Below are 20,904 nucleotides of genomic sequence, written 5' to 3' on the forward strand. Positions count from 1 at the left end.
GGGGTGGCCCAGGAGTCGCCGAAGGCGCGAAGCTCAGGTGACGGCAGCGGCGATGCTGACCAGCACGGGCGCGAAGACGAGCGCCGGGAGCAGGTCACCGACCGGGACCTGCTTGATGTCGAGCAGCCGGAAGGCGATTCCGACCAGCAGCAGCCCGCCGGTGGCGGTCAGCGCCGCGATGTGCGCCTCCGGCACCACCGAACCCAGGGTGAGACCCACGAGGGTCAGCATGCCCTGGATGAGCGCCACCGACACCACGGAGAAGAGCACGCCGACCCCGAACGTGGAGGCGAACGCCATCGCGGCGAAGAAGTCCAGCGCCGACTTCAGGACCAGCTGGTCGATCCCCCGCCCGAGCCCGTCGGACAAGGAGCCGAGGATCGTCAGCGGGCCCACGCAGAAGAGCAGGGAGGCGGTCAGCCAGCCCTCGATGAACCGCTCCCGGGCGCCGGCACCGGTGCCCTCGGTCGGGCGCCCGAAGCGCTGGACCCAGTGCTGCACCAGGCCGGCGAGCGACTCCAGCCGTTGCTCGATCCGCAGCACCGCCCCGGTGATGCCGCCCAGGAGGAGGCTGCCGAGGACGATGAGGATGGGCACCCCACGCCCGACGGTCTCCTCCAGGGCCGGAGAGGTCACGTCGAGGGCGGACAGGATCGCCATCAGCAGCGTCACCAGGCCCAGGCAGCTGGTGACGACCGAGCGCACGTGCGCCGAGAGCCGGTGGCCGGCGAGCATCCCCAGGGAGGCGCCGCCGAGGACCGCGACGATGTTGATGACGGTCCCCAGCCCGGGGAAGGCTCCATCCATGGCCGAAGGCTACGGCCCCGCCCTCTCCGACCTGCGGCAGGGTCGCGGGGTCTGGGGTCTCGGGGTATGGGCGTGCCGCTGGGGCGAGCGGCGCGTGCGCCTGGCTACCGGGCCGACCTGGCGAGTGGGCCTACCGCGTGGGCCTACCGCGTGGGCCGGGCGAGGACGGTCTGCCTGACGCGGCCTACTTCTTCGCGGGCATGCCAGCGATGACGGCGTCGGCGACCTCGCGCATCGACAGGCGGCGGTCCATCGCCGCCTTCTGGATCCACCGGAAGGCGTCGGCCTCGGTGAGCTTGAGCTGGGTCATGAGCAGACCCTTGGCGCGGTCGACCCGCTTGCGGGTCTCGAACCGCTCCCCCAGGTCGGCGACCTCGGCCTCCAGCGCCTGGCGCTCGGCCCAGCGGGCGCGGGCGATGTCGATGGCCGGCAGCACGTCGGCGGCGCTGAACGGCTTGACGACGTAGGACATGACACCGGCGTCGCGGGCGCGCTCGACCAGGTTCTTGTCGCTGAACGCGGTGAGCATCACGACCGGGGCCACGCCGTCGCGGCCGATCTGCTCGGCGGCAGAGATCCCGTCCATGCCGGGCATCTTGATGTCCATGACGACCATGTCGGGCTTGGTCTCCTGCGCCAGGGACACGGCCTGCTCGCCGTCGCTGGCCTGCCCGACGATGTGGTGGCCGGCCTCGGTCAGCATCTCGGCCAGGTCCATCCGGATGAGCGCCTCGTCCTCGGCGAGGAGGATGCGCAGACCCTGCGTCTCCGGCTCCTCAGCGTCTCCGCCGCCCCCGTCGACGGCTGGCTCGGGGGCCCCGGCCTCGGTGCCCCCCTGCAGGGTGACGTCCGACGTCTCGTCCTGGGTGGTGTCCGCCCCCGTCGCTCCGGTCGGGTCCGACGACTCCGTCGGATCGGTGCTGGGCGTCTTTGCTGCCGTCACGCGTCTACCTTATCTTTCGCCGTGCTCTGCCGTCACGATCATCTGTCGCGAACCTGTATGGGTGCCGGGAGCGGGACTTGAACCCGCACGCCCTTGCGGGCAGAGCATTTTGAGTGCCCCGTGTCTGCCGTTCCACCACCCCGGCGGGGGGTGACGGGCCCCGTGGGGCCCGCCTGTTCGATCCGGTACAGCATACCCGCCGGTCCGTGGCGACCGACGCGCGCTGAAGGCCCGCCTGCTAGACGACGGGCTCGTCGGAGTAGCTCGGGGCGTTGCCGAAGATCGTGTCGCCGACGCGGTGCAGGCGCAGGGCGTTGGTGGTGCCGGAGACACCGGGGGGCGAGCCGGCGACGATGATCACCAGGTCCCCGTGCTGGCAGCGGCCCTCGCGCAGCAGCGCGTCCTCGACCTGCAGCACCATCTGGTCGGTGTGCCAGACGAAGGGGACGAGGAAGGTCTCCACCCCCCAGGTGAGCGCCAGCTGGGACCGGGTGTCCTGCTCGGTGGTGAACGCGAGCATCGGGGTGCGGGGCCGGACGCGAGCCATCCGGCGCGCGGTGTCACCGCTCTGGGTGAAGGTCACCAGGTACTTGACGCCGTGGTTGTCCAGGGCGTCGGCGAGGGTGATCGCGGCCCGGGTGACCGCACCGCCGGGGGTGCGCGGCACGGTCCGGATGGGGGCGATGCGGTGCAGCCCGTGGTCCTCGGTGGACGCGATGATGTCCGCCATCGTGCTCACCGCCCGGATGGGGTAGGCGCCGACCGAGGTCTCGCCGGAGAGCATGATCGCGTCGGCGCCGTCGAGCACCGCGTTCGCGCAGTCGGAGGCCTCGGCCCGGGTGGGCCGCGGGTTCTCGATCATCGACTCCAGCACCTGGGTCGCCACGATCACCGGCTTGGCCCGCTCGCGGCTGAGCTGGATGGCGTCCTTCTGCACCAGCGGCACCTGCTCCAGCGGCAGCTCGACGCCGAGGTCACCGCGGGCGACCATGATGCCGTCGAAGGCGTCGACGATCTCCTCGAGGTTCTGCACCGCCTGCGGCTTCTCGATCTTGGCGATGACCGGGACGCGTCGGCCCTCCTCGTCCATGATCCGGTGCACGTCCTCGATGTCCTCGGCGGAGCGGACGAACGACAGGGCGATGATGTCGACGCCGGTGCGCAGGGCCCAGCGCAGGTCCTCGATGTCCTTCTCCGACATGGCCGGGACGCTGACCAGGGCACCGGGCAGGTTGATGCCCTTGTTGTTGGAGACGACGCCTCCGGTGACGACCTCGCTGACGACGTCGGTCTCGGTCACCTCCACCGCCCGCAGCATCACCTTGCCGTCGTCGATGAGCAGGGGGTCGCCGACGGCGACGTCGCCGGGCAGGCCGCCGTAGGTGGTGCCGACGCTGCCCTGGTCGCCGGTCACCGCACGCGTGGTGATGGTGAAGGCGTCACCGGTCGCGAGGGTGACCGGTCCGCTGGCGAAGGTGCCGGTGCGGATCTTGGGGCCCTGCAGGTCGGCCAGCACCGCGACCGCGTGCCCCTCGGCGTCGCTGGCCTGCCGCACCCTGAGGTAGCGCTCGTGGTGCTCCTCGTGGCTGCCGTGCGAGAGGTTGAGCCGGGCCACATCCATCCCGGCGTGGACGAGCGCTTCGATCTGCTCGTAGGAGTCGGTGGCTGGTCCCAGGGTGCAGACGATCTTGGCTCGACGCATGGTCCCAGCCTAGTCCTGCGGACCGCCTGAGGTTGACCGGCTCGCGGCGACCCGTCAGGGTCTCCCCGCCCGGGTCAGGAGTGTGCGGCGATGACCTCGTCGAGGGTGAGGCTGTTCTCCATCAGTCCCTGCATCTGCTCGTCGGTGATCTGGGTACCGTCGACGAACAGGCGGGGGGTCCCGCTGACCCCGTCCTGGTTGGCCCGCTCCTGCATGGCGTGCACATAGTCCTCGTACGTCAGGTCCTGCACGCAGCTGGTGAAGGTCTCCAGGTCGTCGTCGCCGATGCCGGCCGCCCCGGCGAAGGAGACCAGCTGCTCGTCGCTCCACCCGGCCCCCTGCTCGGCGGGACGGTTGAGGTAGACCTGCCGGTAGTAGGGCAGGAAGGCGTCCTGGTCGTCGGCGCACAGCGCGGCGTTGGCTGCGCGCACGGAGTTCTCACCGGGAAGGCGCCCGTCCAGGAAGGACATCAGCGTGATGGTGAGATGGGCGTCGCCGGCGTCCACCTTCTCCTGGACCGACTCACCGATCGCGTCCTCCAGCACCCCGCACCACGGGCACTGGAAGTCACCGTAGATGTGCAGCTGCGGCACGTCCGCGTCCGGTCCGGGGCCCAGGCTGACCCCGCCACCCTCCGCCAGCGCGTGGGCCGAGCCCTCCGCCGACAGGTCGGCCCCGTCGCGGGTCACGGCCCACACCAGGCCGGCGATGAGCGCGAGCACCAGCACCACGACGGCGCCGATGAGAACGCCGGAGGGCCCCTTGGTGGGGACCGGCTTGACCTGGGGTGCGGGCGGACGGGGCATGCGAGTCTCAGCGACCTTTCGTGATCAGGGTGTCGAGGGCGAGCGGGGTGCGCGGGCGGACCACCAGCCAGGCCGCCATGGCCAGGAAGAGCAGGTCGCGCAGGATGTCCAGCAGGTAGGTGGTCTCCCCCGGCTCCACCGGTCCGCCGCTGCCGAAGCAGCCGCAGTCGATGGTCAGGCCCCGGGCCCAAGCCGAGGCGATCCCGGCGATGAAGACGATCATGAGCAGACCACCCGCGGCGGCTGCCGCGCGGGTGAACAGGCCCAGCACCAGCAGCACGCCGAGCACGATCTCCACGACCGGCAGCATGGTGCCGATGAAGCGGGCCGTCCCGTAGTCGAACAGCTCGTAGGCCATGACGTTCTGGACGGAGCCGGTGACGTCCATCAGCTTGGGCAGGCCGGCGGCGATCAGCACCACCCCGAGGCCGACGCGGGCCAGCAGGCCGGCCATGGTGACCCAACCGACCTTGCCCAGCTTGCCGACCATGCCGGAGCGGCTCCGGTATGCAGCCTCCCCGCCACCCCTGACCGGCTCGGCTCCGGCGTCCGCCGGGTCGGTGCGCAGGTCGGCGTCGTGGGTCACCGGCCGCGCACCCCTTCGGCGAGCTCCTGGGTGAGGGTCCGGAGGGCGTCGAGGCGCGGGTCCTGCCCGATCGCCCGGACGAGGGCGGAGCCGACGATGACGCCGTCGGCATAGGCAGCGATCTGCGCCGCCTGGGCCCCCGTGCTCACGCCGAGGCCGACGCACAGCGGCAGGTCGGTGACGGCGCGGGTGCGTTCCACCAGCCGGACGGCGCCCTCGCCGACCTCGTCCCGGGCGCCGGTGACGCCCATCGTGGAGGCGACGTAGACGAAGCCGCGGCAGGCCTGGACGGTCATCGCCAGCCGTTCGTCGGTGGAGCTGGGGGCGACCAGGAAGATCGGGGCAAGGTCGTGCTGCGTGGCGGCGTCCCGCCACGCCGAGGCCTCGTCCGGGATGAGGTCGGGCGTGATGAGGCCTGCGCCACCGGCCTCGGCCAGGTCGGCGGCGAACCGTGCGGGGCCGTGACGCAGGACCGGGTTCCAGTAGGACATGACGACGGGCACCGCACCGGCTTCGTGCACGGCTCGCACCACGTCGAGCACCTGGTGGAAGCGGAAGCCGCCGGCCAGGGCCTGCGCGGCGGCCTGCTCGATGACGGGTCCGTCCATGAGGGGGTCGGTGTAGGGGACGCCGACCTCGACGATGTCGGCGCCGCTCTCGGCGACCGCCCGGACCGCAGCGAGGGAGCCGTCGAGGTCGGGGTAGCCGGCCGGGAGGTAGGCGACCAGCGCGGCGCGGTCCTCCTCGCGGCACCGGGCGAAGACTGCGTCCAGGGCGTTCACCAGCCGCTCCCTTCCGCCTCGGCGACCGGCTCGGAGGCCTTGAGCTGCTCGGCCTCGACCAGCTCCTGGCCGTCGACGAGCCCGAACCAGCGGGCCGCCGTGTCCACGTCCTTGTCGCCGCGCCCGGACAGGTTGACCAGGACCACCGGCTCGGGTCCGTCCTCCCCCGCGGCCGCGGTCAGCTCGTGCCCCACGCGCAGGGCCCCGGCGAGGGCGTGGGCGCTCTCGATGGCCGGGATGATGCCCTCGGTGCGGCAGAGCAGAGCGAAGGCGTCCATCGCGTCGGCGTCGGTCACGGGCTCGTAGGAGGCGCGCCCGGTGTCGTGCAGGAAGGCGTGCTCGGGACCGACGCTGGGGTAGTCCAGCCCGGCCGAGACCGAGTGGGTCTCCAGGGTCTGGCCGTCCTCGTCCTGCAGCACGTATGTCGCGGCGCCGTGCAGCACCCCCGGGAGCCCCCCGGAGAAGCGGGAGGCGTGCCGGCCCTGCTCGGGGCCCTCACCCCCGGCCTCGAAGCCCCGCAGCGCCACCTCGGCGTCGTCGCGGAAGGCGTGGAAGATCCCCATCGCGTTGGAGCCACCGCCGACGCACGCGCACACGGCGTCCGGCAGGCGGCCGGCCGCGGTCTGCACCTGCTCGCGGGCCTCCTGACCGATGACCGCGTGGAAGTCGCGCACCATGGTCGGGAAGGGGTGGGGCCCGGTCACGGTGCCCAGCAGGTAGTGGGTGTGCCCGACGTTGGTGACCCAGTCGCGCATCGCCTCGTTGATGGCGTCCTTGAGCGTGGCGCTGCCGGTGGCGACGGGCACCACGGTGGCGCCGAGCAGCCGCATCCGGGCCACGTTGAGCGCCTGGCGGCGGGTGTCGACCTCACCCATGTAGACCGTGCACTCCAGGCCCATCAGGGCGGCCGCGGTCGCGGTCGCGACGCCGTGCTGGCCCGCGCCGGTCTCGGCGATGACCCGGCGCTTGCCCATCCGCACGGCGAGCAGCGCCTGCCCGAGCACGTTGTTGATCTTGTGCGAGCCGGTGTGGTTGAGGTCCTCCCGCTTGAGGAAGACCCGCGCGCGACCGGCGTGCCGGGCGAACCGGGGCACCTCGGTCAGCGGGCTGGGTCGTCCCGTGTAGGTCTGGTGCAGCAGGTCGAGCTCGGCCCGGAAGTCTGGGTCGGCCATCGCCGCGGTGCGGGCGGCGTCCAGCTCCTCCAGCGCCGCGACCAGTGCCTCGGGCACGAAGCGTCCGCCGAACTCGCCGAACCGGCCGGTCGCCGTGCTCACCGCTCACCCCCGCGGGTCCCGGCGTGCTGGCCGCGGACCGCCGGGTGGGCGCCGGCCGCCACCAGCTCGGCCACCGCGTCGCGGGGTGAGCTGCCGGTGACCAGGGCCTCGCCGACGAGGACCGCCCCAGCGCCGGCCTCGGCTGCCGCCATGACGTCCAGAGGGCCGCGGATGCCGGACTCGGCGACCGCGACCCGACCGGCCGGGATGCCGGGCGCCAGCCGCCCGAAGGTGTCCCGGTCCACCTCCAGCGTGCGCAGGTCGCGGTTGTTCACGCCGACGATGCGGGCGCCGGCGTCGAGGGCGCGACCCAGCTCCTCCTCGTCGTGCACCTCGACCAGGGCGTGCATGCCCAGCGACTCCACCCGCTCCAGCAGGCCCTGGAGGACCTCTTGGGGCAGGGCCGCGACGATGAGCAGGACCAGGTCTGCCCCGTGCGCCCGGGCCTCCCACACCTGGTAGGGGTCGACGACGAAGTCCTTGCGCAGGACGGGGACGTCCACCCGCGCCCGAACCGCATCGAGGTCGGCGAGGGAGCCGCCGAACCGACGCTGCTCGGTGAGGACGCTGATGACGCTGGCCCCTCCGGCGGCATAGTCGGCCGCCAGGGCCGCGGGGTCGGCGATGGCCGCGAGAGCGCCCTTGGAGGGGCTGCTGCGCTTCACCTCGGCGATGATGTGGACCCCCCGGCGCTCGGTGAGCGCTGCGAGGGCGTCCCGGGGGGAGGGCGCGGCGGCCGCGCTCTCCTGCACCTGGGTCAGGGGGCGGTCGGCACGGCGTACGGCAAGGTCCTCGCGGACTCCGTCGATGATCTGATCCAGCACGGTGGGCACCCCACCAGCCTAAGCCGTCGCGGGGCCGACCCGTGCCGGCCCCACCGGTGGTGGGTCAGCCGTCGTGCTGCGCGACCCTCGACGCGCCGCCGAACCCGGCCCGCTCCATGCCGTACCAGGCCAGCGCACCGACGACGCCCAGACCGAGACCGACGTAGAGCAGCACGTCGGGGCCGGCGAAGACGCCCCAGCAGCCGACGACCGCGCCGATCAGCATGATCGTGACGCCGACCCAGGCTGCGGTGCTGTGGCCGTGGTTGTCTTCGTGCATGGGGTGGTGCTCCTTGGTGCAGGTCCCGGCTGCCGGTCGGCTCGTCGCCGACGGGTCCAGGTCGATGGTCATGGACGATGCGGCCTCATTCTGCCAGCCCCGGGGCCGGATCGCCCCGACCGGCCGTCGCCGCGCCGGTCAGCCGGTCCGCTGGGCCGCCCAGGAGGCGTGCATCCGTGCGTAGACACCGCCCTGCCCGACCAGGTCGCGGTGGTGCCCGACCTCGACGATCCGGCCCTGGTCGACCACGACCACCACGTCGGCCGCCTCCGCGGTCGAGAGCCGGTGGGCGATGGCGACCGAGGTGCGCCCGGTCGTCAGGCCTTCCAGCGCACGCTGGACCCTGACCTCGGTCGAGGGGTCCACGGCGCTGGTCGCCTCGTCGAGGACGAGCAGGTCGGGGTCGGCAAGGTAGGCCCGGGCGATCGCGACGAGCTGCCGTTCCCCCGCCGACAGGGACTCCCCACGCTGACCCACCCGGGTGTCCAGGCCGTGCGGGAGCCCGGCCACCCAGGCGTCCAGACCCAGCTCGGTCACGGCGAGGTCGATGTCCTCGTCGCTGGCCTCGGGCTTGCCGAAGCGGATGTTCTCGCGCAGGTTCTGGTCGAAGAGGAACCCCTCCTGCGGGACGAGGACGACCCGCCGGCGGAGCGTGGAGAACGGGATCCGTCGCAGGTCGGTGCCGTCCAGCAGCACGCGGCCGCCCGCGGGGTCCATCAGGCGGGTCAGCAGCTTGGCCATCGTGGTCTTGCCCGACCCGGTCTCCCCCACGATCGCCACCCTGGTATGCGGCTCGATGCGCAGGTTGACGTCGCGCAGCACCGGCTCCCCGCCGGGGTAGGCGTACCAGACGTCCTCGAAGTCCACGGTGATCGGACCCCGCTCCTGCACGACCCCGTCCTCGCCAGGGTCGGAGACGTCGGCCGCGGTGTCGACGACACCGATGACGCGGCGCCAGCCGGCGACCGCGTTCTGCAGCTCGTTGAGGATCTCGGTCGCCATCAGCACCGGCTGGGTGAACAGGTTCACCAGGAAGAGGAAGGCCAGCAGCTGCCCGAGGGTCAGGTGTCCGCGGGCGGCGAGCACGGTCCCGACCACGAGCACGACGGCGGTGGTGATCCCGGCGAAGGTCTGGCCGGAGACGAAGGCGAGGACCGAGCGGATCTGGGCCCGGATCGCGGACTGCCGGTGGGCCTCGATGGACCGGTCGATGCGCTCGGCGGTGCGCTCCTCGACCCCGTAGGCGCGGATGGTGGTGGCGCCGACGATGGACTCGCTGACCGCACCCAGCATGTCGCCGACCCGGGTCCGGACCAGGCCGTAGGCCCGGCCCAGCACCGGCTGGAGGTAGCGGACCAGGACGATGAGCGGCAGCAGGCACAGGTAGGCCACGAGCGCCAGGGCCGGGCTGTAGATGAGCATGAGGATGGTCGCCAGGACGATCTGCGCGGTGCTGATGAGCAGCATCAGCCCGCCGAACTGCACGAACATCGAGATCGTGTCCACGTCGCTGGTGACGCGGGAGACCAGGGCGCCGCGCCGCTCGGTGCTCTGGGTCAGCACCGACAGGTCGTGGATGTGCCGGAACGCCTTGAGCCGCAGGGTGGCCAGGCCCGACTCGGCCGCGGTGAAGAGCCGGACGTTCACGGCATACTGCGCCACCGAGGTGATCGCGACCACCCCGGCCGCCAGGAAGATCGCGCGCAGGACGTAGCCGACGTCGACGCCGCCCTCGGCCAGGATGCCGTTGTCGGTCGTCTGCTGGACGACGAACGGGATGACCACGCGGCCCAGGGTGGCCACGACCGCGATCAGCGCGGTGACCAGCAGCCCCTTGCGGAGCTCCGGCGAGAGCTGCAGGCCCCGCTTGAGGGTGTCCAGGGTGCCGAGGTCGCTCTGCGCCTCGATCCGGCTGCCGCCGGAGCTCGCCGGGGTGCTCATGCGGTCTCCTCCTGCTCGGCCACGGCGGCGCGCTCGGCGGCCTCCCGGGCGTAGGCGTGCACCAGGTCGGCATACCCCTGGCACCGCGCGAGCAGCTCCGGGTGGGGTCCGCGGTCGACGACGCGGCCGTGCTCGACGTAGACGACCTGGTCGGCGAGGGTGATGGTGGCCATCCGGTAGGCGACGACCAGGACGGTCATGCCCGCGCGGGCCTCCCGCAGACCCGCCAGGATGGCCTGCTCGACGGAGGGGTCGACCGCGCTGGTGGCGTCGTCCAGGACGAGCAGGCGGGGGCGGCGCCACACGGCTCGGGCCAGCGCGATCCGCTGCCGCTGACCACCGGACAGGCTGCCGCCCCGCTCGCCGATGACCGTGTCCAGGCCGTCCGGCAGCTCGCGGACGAAGCCCTCGGCCTGGGCGATGCGCAGCGCCTCCCACACCGACTCGTCGCTCGCGTCCTCCCCCAGGGTGACGTTGCCGCGGACGCTGTCGTCGAACATGAACGTCTGCTGCGCGACCAGGGTGGCCACCGCCGGGATCTCGCCCAGCTGCAGCCGGCGGGCGTCGAGGCCGTCGATCTCCACCCGCCCGGTGTCCGGGTCGACCAGGCGCAGGGCCAGGTTGGTCAGGGTGGTCTTGCCCGACCCGGTCGGGCCGACGAGGGCGGTGGTGCTGCCCTCGGGGATCTCCAGCGTGACGCCGGTGATCGTCGGCTGGTCCTCGCCCGGGTGGGCGTAGACCACGTCCTCCAGCTCCGAGCTGGCCGGGCCGCCCCGGTCCGCGAACGTGTCCGGGCCGTAGCGCATGCTCCCCTCGGCCTGCAGGACGTGCTGCACCCGGTCGTAGCCCACGACCGAGCGCGGGAGCTCCGCCAGCACCCAGCCCAGGGAGCGCACCGGGAAGGCGAGGATCGAGAACAGGTAGGCCATCTGCACCACGTCGGCCGCGCCCAGCTCGCTGCGGGAGACCTGCCAGGTCCCCACGCCGAGCACGGCCAGGGTCCCCAGCGTCGGGATGGCCTCGATGACCGGTTCGAAGACCCCCCGGGTACGACCCACCTGGATCAGCGCGTCACGCAGCTCGTGGGTCTGGGTCCGGAAGCGCTCGGTCTCCTCCTCCTCGCGGCCCATCGACTTCACGACCAGGCCGGCCTCGAAGGACTCGTGGGCGACCTCGGCCACCTCGGCGCGCAGCTGCTGGGCACGGGTGATCCGGGGCGACATGAAGCGCTGGAAGACGACGTTGGCCGCGAACAGTCCGGGGAAGACCAGCAGGCCGATGAAGGCCAGGAACGGGTCGACCAGCACCATCATCGTGCCGGCGATGAAGAGCATGAACACCACACCGATGGCCATGGGCAGCGGGTTGAAGACCTGCCAGGTGGCCTCGACGTCGGCGTGCGCGTTCGACAGCAGCTGGCCCGAGGGGTGGGCGTGGTGCCAGGACAGGGGCAGCCGCAGGTACTGCCGGGTGACGTCCCTGCGGTACCGGGCCTGCAGGTTGAAGCCGGCGACGGTGGCGAAGACGCGCCGCAGGATGACGCCGATGACGTTGACCACGAGCACGGCGACCAGCACGCCGAAGACCGTCCACATCGCGGCGGCCTCGACCCGGCGCTGGAGCACGGCGGGCTCGATGTACTGGTCCGTCACGTAGCCGATGGCCCACGCCGTGCCCACCGTCGCCGAGGCCCACAGCACCGACCCGATCACCGCCACGATGGTGGGGCGCGGCTCGGTCTTCATGCCGCCCCAGATCACCCGCAGCCCCCGCCGGAGCACCGCACGAGTCGCGACGGGGCGGGGCACCGGTTGGCTGGCGGTGGACATCGTGAGGAGACCTCCGGGGGGCTGGGGGCATGCGAGAGCCCCACAACCGTCGGCACGCTCCGAAGGCGGGGGCGTCGCTCATTGTCGCACGTCATCCGGGTTGCGGACGCCGGGGGCGACCGGCAGTGCCTGCCGACGACGGCCCGGTGCGCTCGTCGAGATCATCCGGTCGGTCACGTCGTCCCGTTCGGGCCTGTTGATCGACTGGGATCGGCTGGGATCGGCTGGGGTCGGGTGGGATCGGCCAGGATCCGCCGGGATCGGCCGGGATCGGCGCGCCGGGGCGAGACACCCCGTGGTGAGATGGGGTATGCCGTCCTCCTCGCTGCGCAGGCTGATCGCCTCGACCGCCACCGACCTGGGGCCCGACGCCCCCACCCTGTGCGACCCCTGGTCCGTCCGGGATCTGCTGGCCCACCTCGTGGTGCGCGAGTCCCGCCCCGACGCGCTGCCCGGTGTCGCCGCGCCGGTGAAGGCGCTGCAGCGGCACACGCAGTCGGTGCAGGACCGCGTCGCCTCCCGGGAGTTCGAGGACCTGGTGGGGCAGGTCGTCGGTGGTCCCGCTCCCTGGTGGCCGACCCGGCTGCCGGTCCTGGACCGGATGGTCAACACGGCCGAGCTGGCGATCCACCACGAGGACATGGTCCGCGCGCAGCCGGGCTGGGAGCCGACCGACCTGCCCCAGGAGGTCCAGGCGCAGCTGTGGCGGACCCTGCCGATGGCGGGGCGGATGACCTACCGCGGGGCGCCAACCGGGGTGGTCGCGGTCGCGCCGGGGCACGGCCGGGTCGCGCTGCGCAAGCCCCCGGCAGACGCCGGCACGGTCGTGCTGAGGGGGACGCCGCTGGAGCTGGTCCTGCACGCCTTCGGTCGGGGGGACCACTCCCGGGCGGTCGTCGAGGGCTCGGACGCGGACGTCGCGGCGCTGGCCGGGCACCGCCGCAGTCTCTGAGGCGGCTCTGAGGCGCTCCGAGGCTGCTCTGAGGCCGGTCTCAGGCCGCTGGGTCCTCCGCGATCCTGAGGTCAGGAGTCGGCGGGAGGGTCCTCCGGGGGGCGGGGCCGCCCCTCGACGGCGAGGTTCTGGTGGTGCTGGATCAGGGCCGCCAGACGGGAGGCCTCCTGGCGCGCCCGGTCACCGTCGGCGCGCTGGATTGCCATCACCGCCAGCTCCTCGGTGTCGGAGAGCTCCAGGATCGCCCACGCCGTCCCGCCGGAGAAGCCGACGTTGAGGATCTGGGCCCACTCCAGCTCGTAGGTCCGGAACAGGTTGACCACGGTCAGGCCGTGCGGGGTGGGCACCGCGCGGATCACGGCATACCGCCACAGGAAGCCGGCCATGACCACGCCGACCCCGACCAGCGCGATCCGGTTGAGCACGGTGATCGCGGGGCTGACGCCCTCGTAGGTGGGCGCGAAGATCGCGACCACCACGAAGACGATGATCGACAGCACGGCCATGACGCCGCCGACCCACGCCCCCCGCACCGGGCGGAAGGTGTCGTAGGCGTCGCGCCGCGGGCTGGGGGCGCCGTCCGGTGTTCCTGGGCTGGCACTCACCCGGCCAGCGTAGCCCGCCCGCCCACCGCGAACCGCCCTACCGGGCGTCGGCAGTCACCGGTCCGGCACCGGTGACCGCCGGCTCGGGCGTCTCGTCCCGGGCGGCCCTGCGCCAGACCACGAAGCCCCAGAGGACGAGGCCGCCGTAGACGGCATACATGACCGCCGAGGGGTAGTAGCCGGAGTGCCACAGCAGCGGCACCCCCACCAGGTCCACCGCAATCCAGGCCAGCCAGAAGTCGACCCATCCGCGGGCCATGGCATAGGTGGCCAGGATCGAGCCGACGAAGATCCAGGCGTCGGTCCAGTAGTACCAGGAGGGGGCGTCCCAGCCGAGTCCGACCGACCGGAAGACCCACTGGACCACGACCACCAGGCCTGCGGCCGCGATGAGGTAGCTGAGCCGCTCCGTGCGGGTGGCCCACCGCGGGGTGATGGCCGGAGCGCCCTTGACGCGGATCTTGCGCGACTGCTGCCAGCGCCACCAGCCGTAGACGCTGGTCGCGATGAAGAAGACCTGGCGGGCGGCCTGCCCGAACAAGCTGTGCTCCTGGGGGTTGGCGAACCAGACCCCCATGAAGACGGTGAAGAGCAGGGCGTTGCCGATGATGCCGATCGGCCACGCCCAGACCGTGCGGCGCATGCCGAGGATCGCCGAACCGAAGCCGAAGACGTTGCCGACGACCTCCCGCCAGGCGATCGGGTGGCCGAAGACGGTCAGCTCTGCGTAGAAGATGTCACTGAAGATGTCGTTCCAGACGTCCACGTCTGTCCTCTCGGATCAGGGCGAGAGAGGACCGAACCCCCGCTCGCCGGGTGTGGGCGCCGGGGGTTGCGTGAAGCGACGCGTCGCTCTGTGCGGCTCTGTGCGGCTCGGTGCCGGTATGCCGTCGCCGGCATCTCGGGCACCGTCGCCTGGGGCGACGCGCGTGCTGCCTCCCATCCGGACTTTCACCGTCGGTCCCGGAGTTTCACCAGGTCAACCGGCCGCTGGCTGCGGTCGGGTCGCGGACTGTCACCGCCGGTTCGGAATTACACCGACCCCGGAGCACGTGTGCGGGGACATTCTATACACGATCGGGGCCTCCACCCCCGGCCACGCGCCACCCACCCGTGACTCCCCGCACGGTCGCCGGTCAGCCGCAGCGATGCCGGGCGGCGGTCTCGCGCAGCTGGGCGATCCCGGCCGGGACGTCGTCCGCGCCGTACACCGCGGACCCGGCGACGAAGACGTCGGCACCGGCCTCCACGCACTGGCCGATGGTGTCGGCGGAGACCCCGCCGTCGACCTGGACCCAGATCTCCCCCCCGCGCCGGCGCACCGCCTCGCGCACCGCCCGCACCTTCGGCATCTGGTCGGTCATGAAGGACTGCCCGCCGAACCCCGGCTCGACGGTCATCACCAGCACCATGTCGACCTCGTCGAGCAGTTCCTCGTACGGCTCGAACGGCGTCCCGGGCTTGAGGGCGAACGCTGCCCGCGCCCCTTCGGCTCGGATGGCCCTCGCCACCGCGACGGGGTCAGCGGCCGCCTCGACGTGGAAGGTGACCGACCCGGCCCCGGCCTCGGCATACCCCGGCGCCCAGCGGTCCGGGTCCTCGATCATCAGGTGCGCGTCCAGCGGCACCGGGCTCACCCGGGCCAGCGCCTCGACGACCGGTCGCCCGAGCGTGAGGTTGGGGACGAAGTGGTTGTCCATGACGTCGACATGCGCCCAGTCGGCCGTGGAGATGGCCCGGAGCTCGGCCTCGAGGTTGGCGAAGTCGGAGGACAGGATCGAGGGGCTGATCTGCAGCTGGCCGGTCATGATCCGACCCTACTGGGAGGCCGACGCTGGGAAGCCACGCCCATGGGGGGTCGGGGACGGATCCCTGGCCGGTCCTGCCTAGCGGCGACGGAGCAGCGCGACGAACATCCCGTCGGTGCCGTGCCGGTGGGGCCAGAACTGCGCCCACGGCTCGGACCCGGCGCCGGTGTCCTCGAGCACGGCCCCGGAGCGGTCGCGCAGCAGTCCTCGGACGTCGATCAGCTCGACGTCGCCGCGCCGCTTCAGCACATCGCGCACGACCAGCTGGGTCTCGGCCAGGTGGGGGGAGCAGGTCGCGTAGGCGACGACTCCTCCCGGCCGGGTGGCGTCGAGGGCGGAGGCGAGCAGCTCGCGCTGCAGAGGGCCAAGGGTGGTGAGGTCCTGCGGTGAGCGGCGCCACCGGGCCTCGGGGCGCCGGCGCAGGGCGCCGAGCCCGGTGCAGGGCGCGTCCACCAGGACCCGGTCGTAGGTGCCCGGCTCGTGCGAGCCCACCTCCCGGCCGTCCTCGACGGTCACGGTCACCTCCGCGCCGGCGCGCACCGGACCGACGAGGGTATGCCGCACCAGCTCGGCCCGGTGAGGGCTGACCTCGTTGGCCCGCAGGGTGGCGCCGCGGCCGGCCGCGAGGGCGGCGAGCAGACCCGCCTTGCCGCCCGGGCCGGCGCACAGGTCGAGCCAGCGCTCGTCCCGTCCCTCCAGCGGGGCATCCGCCAGCGCGAGGGTGAGCAGCTGCGAGCCGGCGTCCTGGACGGCGGCTCGACCGTCACGCACCGCGGGCAGGTCACCGGGGTCGCCCCCCGCGAGTGTCCACGCCGTCGGCGCGACCGGGGCCGGGCTGGCTCCGGCCTCGTGCAGCTCGGCGTCCTCCACGAGCCCGGGGCGAGCCACCAGGGTCACCGGGGCCGGGACGTTGTGGGCCGCCAGCAGCTCGGCGAGCTCGGCCTCGACCGCGGCCGGGGCGACTCCAGCACCGAGCAGTCCCGCGCGCAGGGCCCGGGCCACCCACTCCGGGTGGGAGTGCTCGGCCGCGGCCCGCAGCACGGGGTCGTCCAGTCCGTCGAGGACGGTCTCGACCCAGGCCTCCCGGTCGCGCTCGCCGACCCGGCGCAGCACGGCGTTGACGAAGCCGCTGGCGCCCTGGCCGACCTCCTGCCGGGCCAGGCCCACGGTGGCACTGACGGCCGCGTGGTCGGGCACCCGCATGCCGAGCAGCTGGTGCGCCCCGAGGCGCAGGACGTCCAGCACCGGCGGGTCGATGCTGCTGGCGGCTCGGTCGGCGGCCACCGAGACGACCCGGTCGTAGAGGCCCTGCAGGCGCAGGGTGCCGTAGGTGAGCTCGGTGGCGAAGGCGGCGTCGCGGCCGGTGAGCCTCGCCCGGCGCAGGACCTGAGGCAGCTCAAGGTTGGCGTAGGCCTGTCCCTCGTCCACGGCGCGGAGCACCTGGTAGGCCGCCTGACGGGCCGGGTCGGCAGCGCGGGCGCGTTCCGCTGGACGCTGGGCAGACCGCTGCCGCGGGCCGCGACGGCCCATGGTGCGGTCTGCGTCGCGCCGGCTCCCCCCTCGCCGTCCCGGGTCGCCACCGCCCTGACGGCGACCACCTTGGCGGTCGCCGCCGCCCCTGCCCCCGGAGGTCGCGTCAGCCATCGAACCGCTCCCCCGTCTCGGGCCGGACCCCACGGGCCCAGGCGTCCGCGTCCATGAGCCTCTTCCCGTGCGGCTGGACCTGGCCCAGCTCCACCGGGCCGTTGCCGGTGCCGACCAGGACCCGGCGGCGTCCGGCACGGACCTCGCCGGGTGCCAGCTCGACGTCGACCTCGTCGACCATGTGCTCCGGGTGGACCGCCTTGAGGGGCCCGATCTTGAGCCGCTCGCCCCGCCAGGTCGTCCAGGCACCCGGGGCCGGTGTGCAGGCCCGCACGGTCCGGTCCACGGCATACGCCGGCCGGGTCCACTCGAGCCGGGCGTCGTCGACGGTGATCTTCGGCGCGTGGCTCACCCCGTCGGCCGGCTGGGGCTCCGGGACGACCGTGCCGTCCTCGAGGGCATCGAGCGTGGCGACCAGCAGGTGGGCGCCGGACTCCGCGAGGCGGGCCAGCAGGTCCCCGCTGGTGTCGCGCGGCCGGACCGTCTCGGTGAGCCGCCCCAGCACGGGCCCGGTGTCCAGGCCATCCTCCAGGCGGAAGGTCACCGCTCCCGTCACCTCGTCGCCGGCTCGGATGGCGTGCTGCACCGGCGCCGCGCCACGCCAGGCCGGCAGCAACGAGAAGTGCAGGTTGACCCAGCCGTGCCGCGGCAGCTCCAGGAGGGCGGGCGGGACCAGCAGGCCGTAGGCGACGACCGGGCAGGCGTCCGGGGCCCAGGACGCGATCTGCTCCTGGACCTCGGGGGTCCGCAGCGTCGTCGGTGTCAGCACCGGCAGCCCCGCCCCCTCGGCGACCTCGCGCACCGGCGAAGGGCGCAGGGTGCGACCACGCCCGGCCGGCGCGTCTGCCCGGGTCAGGACACCGACGACCTCGTGCCGCGAGCCCAGCAGGGCCTGCAGGCTCGGGACCGCGGCCTCGGGGGTTCCCGCGAAGACGACTCTCACGACATACCTCGCTGCCTCACCGGATGATCCTCACACACGGGCCCGGTGCACGTTCGGTCGCCGCAGACCATGTCCCCGGTCGGAGCAGACCGTGTTGCCGGTCGGAGCAGACCGTGTCCCCGGTCGGAGCAGACCGTGTCCCCGGTCGGAGCGGGGCGGGTCAGGGGCGGCGGTAGGGGTCGTCGCCCGAGGTGTCCGTGTCGACGGCGTCGCGCTCCTCGGAGATCGACTGGCGGAAGAGACCGGCGTCGCCCTGCAGCTCGGCGACCTCCTCGCCCTGCGCGCGCAGCAGCTGGTGCCGGGCGCGGCGGCGACGGTTCTGCTCGATCGGGTCCGGGACGGGAGCGGCGGCGATCAGTCGCTGGGTGTACTCCTGGGTCGGGTGCTCCATGATCTGTGCCCGGGGACCGGCCTCCACCACCTTGCCGTTCTGCAGGACGACCACCTTGTGGGCCAGCAGGTCGATCACCGCCAGGTCGTGGCTGATGAACAGGCAGGCGAAGCCGAACTGCTCCTGGAGCTCGGCGAAGATCTTCAGCACCCGCGCCTGGACCGACACGTCCAGGGCCGAGGTCGGCTCGTCGGCCACCAGCAGCTCGGGGTCCAGGGTCAACGCCCTGGCGACCGAGATGCGCTGGCGCTGGCCGCCGGAGACCTCGTGGGGATAGCGGTTGTAGACCTCCCGCGGCAGCTGCACCGCGTCGAGCAGGTCGTAGACCTTCTGCCGCCGCGACTTCTTGTCGCCCACCTTGTGCACCTCGAGCGGCTCGGCGATGCAGTCACCGATCGGCAGGCGCGGGTTCAGGGAGGCGGCCGGGTCCTGGAAGACCACGCCGATGCGGCGGCGCAGGGCCTTGAGCTGCCGGCGGTTCATCCGGGTGATGTCCTCACCCAGGAGGCGGAACTCGCCACCGGAGGCGGGGATGAGACCCAGGGCGCAGCGGCCGATCGTGGACTTGCCCGAGCCGGACTCCCCCACCAGGCCGACGATCTCGCCCTTGCGGACCTCGAAGCTGACCTCGTCGACGGCGCGGAACGGCGGCTTGCCGAGGCGCTGGTACTCGATGATGAGGTTCTTCAGCTCGATGGCCAGCGGTGCCTCCGGGTCGACCTCCTCGCGGACGTTGATGCCCATCTGACCGCGCCCGGCACCCATCCGCGGGACCGAGCCCAGCAGCATCTTGGTGTACTCGTGCCGTGGGTGGAGCAGGACCTCCTCGACCGTGCCCCGCTCGACGATCTCGCCCTTGAACATCACGGCCACGCGGTCGGCCATGTCGGCGACCACGCCCATGTTGTGCGTGATGAGCAGGATGCCGGTGTTGAGCTTGTCCTTCAGCGAACGCAGCAGGTCGAGGATGTCGGCCTGGACGGTGACGTCGAGGGCCGTGGTGGGCTCGTCGGCGATGATGACCTTGGGGTCGCAGCTGATCGCGATGGCGATGACCACGCGCTGGCGCTGGCCACCGGAGAGCTCGTGCGGGTACTTCTTCATCTGCCGCTCGGGCTCGGGGATGCCGACCATCCCGAGCAGCTCGACCGCACGGTCCCACGCGGCCTGCCCGCGGGCCACCCCGTGCAGCTCCATCGACTCGATCATCTGGGTGGCGATGGTGAGCACGGGGTTCAGCGCGGTCATCGGCTCCTGGAAGACCATGGCCACGTCGTTGCCGCGCAGGCGCCGCATGTTGGCCTCGGAGAGCCGGCCCACGTCCTTGCCGGCCACGTTGACCTGGCCACCGATGGTGGCGTTGCGGGGCAGCAGGCGCATGGCGGTCATCGAGGTGACCGACTTGCCGGACCCGGACTCCCCCACCAGGGCGACGACCTCGCCGGGCCGGATCGCCAGGTCGACGCCCTTGACGGCATGCACCGAGCCGAACTCGGTGCGGAAGCGGACGTCGACGTCGTCGAAGGTGAGCACGACCTCCTCGCCGTCGGTCGGGGTGCCCGAGCCGGTGTAGGGACCGACGGGGGTGGCGCCGTGGTTGTCGGTGGTCGCGGTCATCAGTCAGCGGTCCTGTTCTGGCGGGGGTCGAAGGCATCGCGCAGGCCGTCGCCCAGGAAGTTCACGGACAGGGCGATGGCCAGGATCAGCATGCCGGGCCACCAGAACAGCCAGGGCCGGGTCAGGAAGGCGTTCTGGTAGGTGGAGATGAGCAGCCCGAGCGAGGTGTCCGGCGGCTGCACGCCCCAGCCCAGGAAGGACAGGGACGACTCCAGGAGGATGGTCGAGGCGATCGCCAGCGTGGCGCTGACGATGATGGTGCCGATCGTGTTGGGCAGGATGTGGCGGAAGATGATCCGTCCCGAGCCGGTCCCGATGGCCTCGGCGGCGGTGACGAACTCCCGCTCGCGCAGCGAGAGCACCTCACCGCGCACCAGGCGGGCCAGGCCGGTCCAGGTCAGCAGGCCCAGCAGGAGAGCCAGGGCCCAGATGTCGCCGGCGTACTGCGCGAAGACGGCCGCGAGGACCAGCAGCGGGATGACGATGAACAGGTCGGTGATCCGCATGAGGACCGCCTCGACCCAGCCCCGGTAGAAGCCGGCGATGGCCCCGATGGCGGTGCCGACGAAGGTGGAGAGCAGCCCGACGGTGAAGGCGATGATGAGGGAGCGCTGGGTGCCGCGCATGGTCAGCGCGAAGTAGTCCTTGCCGATGGTGTCCTGGCCGAAAGGGTGCTCCCCCATGCTCGGTGGCCACAGGTCCAGGGTCGGCCGTCCCCCGTTGACCTGGGCGCTGGTCAGCACATAGCCCTTGTCCCACCAGCCGGGGAGGATCCCGTAGCCGATCGAGGTGAAGGCCACAAGGGTGACGATGACCAGCGCGGAGAGGGAGACGATGGCGCCCTTGTGGCGCACGAAGCGGCGTCGGACCAGCTGTCCCTGGGAGTAGGACTTCTGGGACAGGTCCAGCTTCTTCTCGACGGAGTAGCGCTCCAGGACGTCGATCGAGGAGTCGGCCAGCTCGCTCTCCGCGTGCTGGGGGCTCCCCGGATCCGCCGGGGTCACCATCGGGGAGAGCCCCTCGCGCCCGGACCCGGGGAGCCGGGGCTGGTCGGGCTCGGGACGCAGACCGTCCGGGCGGTTGTTGTCAGTCATCGGGTCGTCCTCACGTGGGCGAGACGGGCAGCAGTGGCTGAAGGGGCGGCGTGGTGGAGCCGTGGTCCGATGTCGC

19 protein-coding genes, 1 tRNA gene and 1 riboswitch are annotated in these 20,904 nt (G+C 72.6%); of the genes, 1 reads left to right on the forward strand and 19 read right to left on the reverse strand.

The window, feature by feature from the left end; translation table 11 throughout:
• Positions 1–33: 33 nt before the first annotated feature.
• The 12 genes from ESZ52_RS11005 to ESZ52_RS11060 all read right to left on the reverse strand — a co-directional run bounded on the left by ESZ52_RS11005 (position 34) and on the right by ESZ52_RS11060 (position 11,774).
• Positions 34–807 carry a DUF554 domain-containing protein gene (locus tag ESZ52_RS11005; RefSeq protein ID WP_131104977.1) on the reverse strand — a complete coding sequence of 258 codons (774 nt, stop codon included), beginning with the start codon at positions 805–807 and terminating at the stop codon, positions 34–36.
• Positions 808–991: 184 nt separating this feature from the next.
• Complete coding sequence (locus ESZ52_RS11010; RefSeq protein WP_425600052.1) at positions 992–1,648, reverse strand: ANTAR domain-containing response regulator; 657 nt, start codon at positions 1,646–1,648, stop codon at positions 992–994.
• A 164-nt stretch (positions 1,649–1,812) separates the two neighbouring features.
• Positions 1,813–1,895, reverse strand: a tRNA-Leu gene (locus ESZ52_RS11015).
• A 93-nt stretch (positions 1,896–1,988) separates the two neighbouring features.
• Complete coding sequence (gene pyk / locus ESZ52_RS11020; protein ID WP_131104978.1) at positions 1,989–3,452, reverse strand: pyruvate kinase; 1,464 nt, start codon at positions 3,450–3,452, stop codon at positions 1,989–1,991.
• Between the two features lie 74 nt (positions 3,453–3,526).
• Positions 3,527–4,258 (reverse strand): DsbA family protein, encoded by a 732-nt coding sequence (locus ESZ52_RS11025; RefSeq protein WP_131104979.1) that lies wholly within the window; start codon positions 4,256–4,258, stop codon positions 3,527–3,529.
• Between the two features lie 7 nt (positions 4,259–4,265).
• Positions 4,266–4,844 (reverse strand): MauE/DoxX family redox-associated membrane protein, encoded by a 579-nt coding sequence (locus ESZ52_RS11030; RefSeq protein WP_238154601.1) that lies wholly within the window; start codon positions 4,842–4,844, stop codon positions 4,266–4,268.
• Complete coding sequence (gene trpA, locus ESZ52_RS11035; protein ID WP_131104980.1) at positions 4,841–5,626, reverse strand: tryptophan synthase subunit alpha; 786 nt, start codon at positions 5,624–5,626, stop codon at positions 4,841–4,843. The genes ESZ52_RS11030 and trpA overlap by 4 nt, the downstream gene beginning before the upstream one ends.
• Positions 5,623–6,900, reverse strand: a complete 1,278-nt coding sequence (trpB, locus tag ESZ52_RS11040) for a tryptophan synthase subunit beta (protein WP_131104981.1) — start codon at positions 6,898–6,900, stop codon at positions 5,623–5,625. The genes trpA and trpB overlap by 4 nt, the downstream gene beginning before the upstream one ends.
• Entirely contained in the window at positions 6,897–7,733 is an 837-nt protein-coding gene (gene trpC / locus ESZ52_RS11045) for an indole-3-glycerol phosphate synthase TrpC (protein WP_202865324.1), read from the reverse strand. The genes trpB and trpC overlap by 4 nt, the downstream gene beginning before the upstream one ends.
• A gap of 55 nt (positions 7,734–7,788) precedes the next feature.
• Entirely contained in the window at positions 7,789–8,076 is a 288-nt protein-coding gene (locus ESZ52_RS11050; protein WP_131104982.1) for an HGxxPAAW family protein, read from the reverse strand.
• Between the two features lie 66 nt (positions 8,077–8,142).
• The gene (locus ESZ52_RS11055) at positions 8,143–9,945 is read right to left on the reverse strand and encodes an ABC transporter ATP-binding protein (protein ID WP_131104983.1); all 1,803 of its coding nucleotides are present in this window, start codon (positions 9,943–9,945) and stop codon (positions 8,143–8,145) included.
• Positions 9,942–11,774 carry an ABC transporter ATP-binding protein gene (locus ESZ52_RS11060; protein WP_181010020.1) on the reverse strand — a complete coding sequence of 611 codons (1,833 nt, stop codon included), beginning with the start codon at positions 11,772–11,774 and terminating at the stop codon, positions 9,942–9,944. The genes ESZ52_RS11055 and ESZ52_RS11060 overlap by 4 nt, the downstream gene beginning before the upstream one ends.
• A 310-nt stretch (positions 11,775–12,084) precedes the next feature.
• Between ESZ52_RS11060 and ESZ52_RS11065 the strand changes: the two genes are divergently transcribed.
• Positions 12,085–12,726: a TIGR03085 family metal-binding protein gene (locus tag ESZ52_RS11065; protein WP_131104984.1), complete on the forward strand. Its 642-nt coding sequence runs from the start codon at positions 12,085–12,087 to the stop codon at positions 12,724–12,726.
• A gap of 71 nt (positions 12,727–12,797) precedes the next feature.
• On the opposite strand, the gene ESZ52_RS11070 is transcribed toward ESZ52_RS11065, so the two are convergent.
• From ESZ52_RS11070 to ESZ52_RS11100, 7 genes are all read right to left on the reverse strand, one after another.
• On the reverse strand, positions 12,798–13,331 hold the full coding sequence (locus ESZ52_RS11070; RefSeq protein ID WP_131104985.1) for a PH domain-containing protein: 534 nt from the start codon (positions 13,329–13,331) through the stop codon (positions 12,798–12,800).
• Positions 13,332–13,368: 37 nt separating this feature from the next.
• On the reverse strand, positions 13,369–14,097 hold the full coding sequence (locus ESZ52_RS11075; RefSeq protein WP_131104986.1) for a nicotinamide mononucleotide transporter family protein: 729 nt from the start codon (positions 14,095–14,097) through the stop codon (positions 13,369–13,371).
• A gap of 160 nt (positions 14,098–14,257) precedes the next feature.
• A riboswitch (FMN riboswitch) is annotated at positions 14,258–14,386 on the reverse strand.
• Positions 14,387–14,467: 81 nt separating this feature from the next.
• Complete coding sequence (gene rpe, locus ESZ52_RS11080) at positions 14,468–15,139, reverse strand: ribulose-phosphate 3-epimerase (RefSeq protein WP_131104987.1); 672 nt, start codon at positions 15,137–15,139, stop codon at positions 14,468–14,470.
• 78 nt (positions 15,140–15,217) lie between these two features.
• Positions 15,218–16,783, reverse strand: a complete 1,566-nt coding sequence (locus ESZ52_RS11085) for an RsmB/NOP family class I SAM-dependent RNA methyltransferase (RefSeq protein WP_131104988.1) — start codon at positions 16,781–16,783, stop codon at positions 15,218–15,220.
• On the reverse strand, positions 16,776–17,726 hold the full coding sequence (gene fmt, locus ESZ52_RS11090) for a methionyl-tRNA formyltransferase (protein ID WP_131104989.1): 951 nt from the start codon (positions 17,724–17,726) through the stop codon (positions 16,776–16,778). The genes ESZ52_RS11085 and fmt overlap by 8 nt, the downstream gene beginning before the upstream one ends.
• A gap of 160 nt (positions 17,727–17,886) precedes the next feature.
• Complete coding sequence (locus ESZ52_RS11095; RefSeq protein WP_131104990.1) at positions 17,887–19,734, reverse strand: ABC transporter ATP-binding protein; 1,848 nt, start codon at positions 19,732–19,734, stop codon at positions 17,887–17,889.
• The gene (locus ESZ52_RS11100) at positions 19,734–20,828 is read right to left on the reverse strand and encodes an ABC transporter permease (RefSeq protein ID WP_238154602.1); all 1,095 of its coding nucleotides are present in this window, start codon (positions 20,826–20,828) and stop codon (positions 19,734–19,736) included. The genes ESZ52_RS11095 and ESZ52_RS11100 overlap by 1 nt, the downstream gene beginning before the upstream one ends.
• Between the last annotated feature and the right edge of the window lie 76 nt (positions 20,829–20,904).

It is taken from the genome of Ornithinimicrobium sufpigmenti (assembly GCF_004322775.1).
GTDB lineage: Bacteria > Actinomycetota > Actinomycetes > Actinomycetales > Dermatophilaceae > Ornithinicoccus > Ornithinicoccus sufpigmenti.

Excerpts from the sequence above, each read along its gene's own strand:
- ESZ52_RS11005 (WP_131104977.1), bottom strand. The coding sequence starts at position 807 with ATGGATGGAGCCTTCCCCGGGCTGGGGACCGTCATCAACATCGTCGCG.
- pyk (WP_131104978.1), bottom strand. The coding sequence starts at position 3,452 with ATGCGTCGAGCCAAGATCGTCTGCACCCTGGGACCAGCCACCGACTCC.
- ESZ52_RS11025 (WP_131104979.1), bottom strand. The coding sequence starts at position 4,258 with ATGCCCCGTCCGCCCGCACCCCAGGTCAAGCCGGTCCCCACCAAGGGG.
- ESZ52_RS11050 (WP_131104982.1), bottom strand. The coding sequence starts at position 8,076 with ATGACCATCGACCTGGACCCGTCGGCGACGAGCCGACCGGCAGCCGGG.
- ESZ52_RS11055 (WP_131104983.1), bottom strand. The coding sequence starts at position 9,945 with ATGAGCACCCCGGCGAGCTCCGGCGGCAGCCGGATCGAGGCGCAGAGC.
- ESZ52_RS11060 (WP_181010020.1), bottom strand. The coding sequence starts at position 11,774 with ATGTCCACCGCCAGCCAACCGGTGCCCCGCCCCGTCGCGACTCGTGCG.
- ESZ52_RS11065 (WP_131104984.1), top strand. The coding sequence starts at position 12,085 with ATGCCGTCCTCCTCGCTGCGCAGGCTGATCGCCTCGACCGCCACCGAC.
- rpe (WP_131104987.1), bottom strand. The coding sequence starts at position 15,139 with ATGACCGGCCAGCTGCAGATCAGCCCCTCGATCCTGTCCTCCGACTTC.
- ESZ52_RS11085 (WP_131104988.1), bottom strand. The coding sequence starts at position 16,783 with ATGGCTGACGCGACCTCCGGGGGCAGGGGCGGCGGCGACCGCCAAGGT.
- ESZ52_RS11095 (WP_131104990.1), bottom strand. The coding sequence starts at position 19,734 with ATGACCGCGACCACCGACAACCACGGCGCCACCCCCGTCGGTCCCTAC.
- ESZ52_RS11100 (WP_238154602.1), bottom strand. The coding sequence starts at position 20,828 with ATGACTGACAACAACCGCCCGGACGGTCTGCGTCCCGAGCCCGACCAG.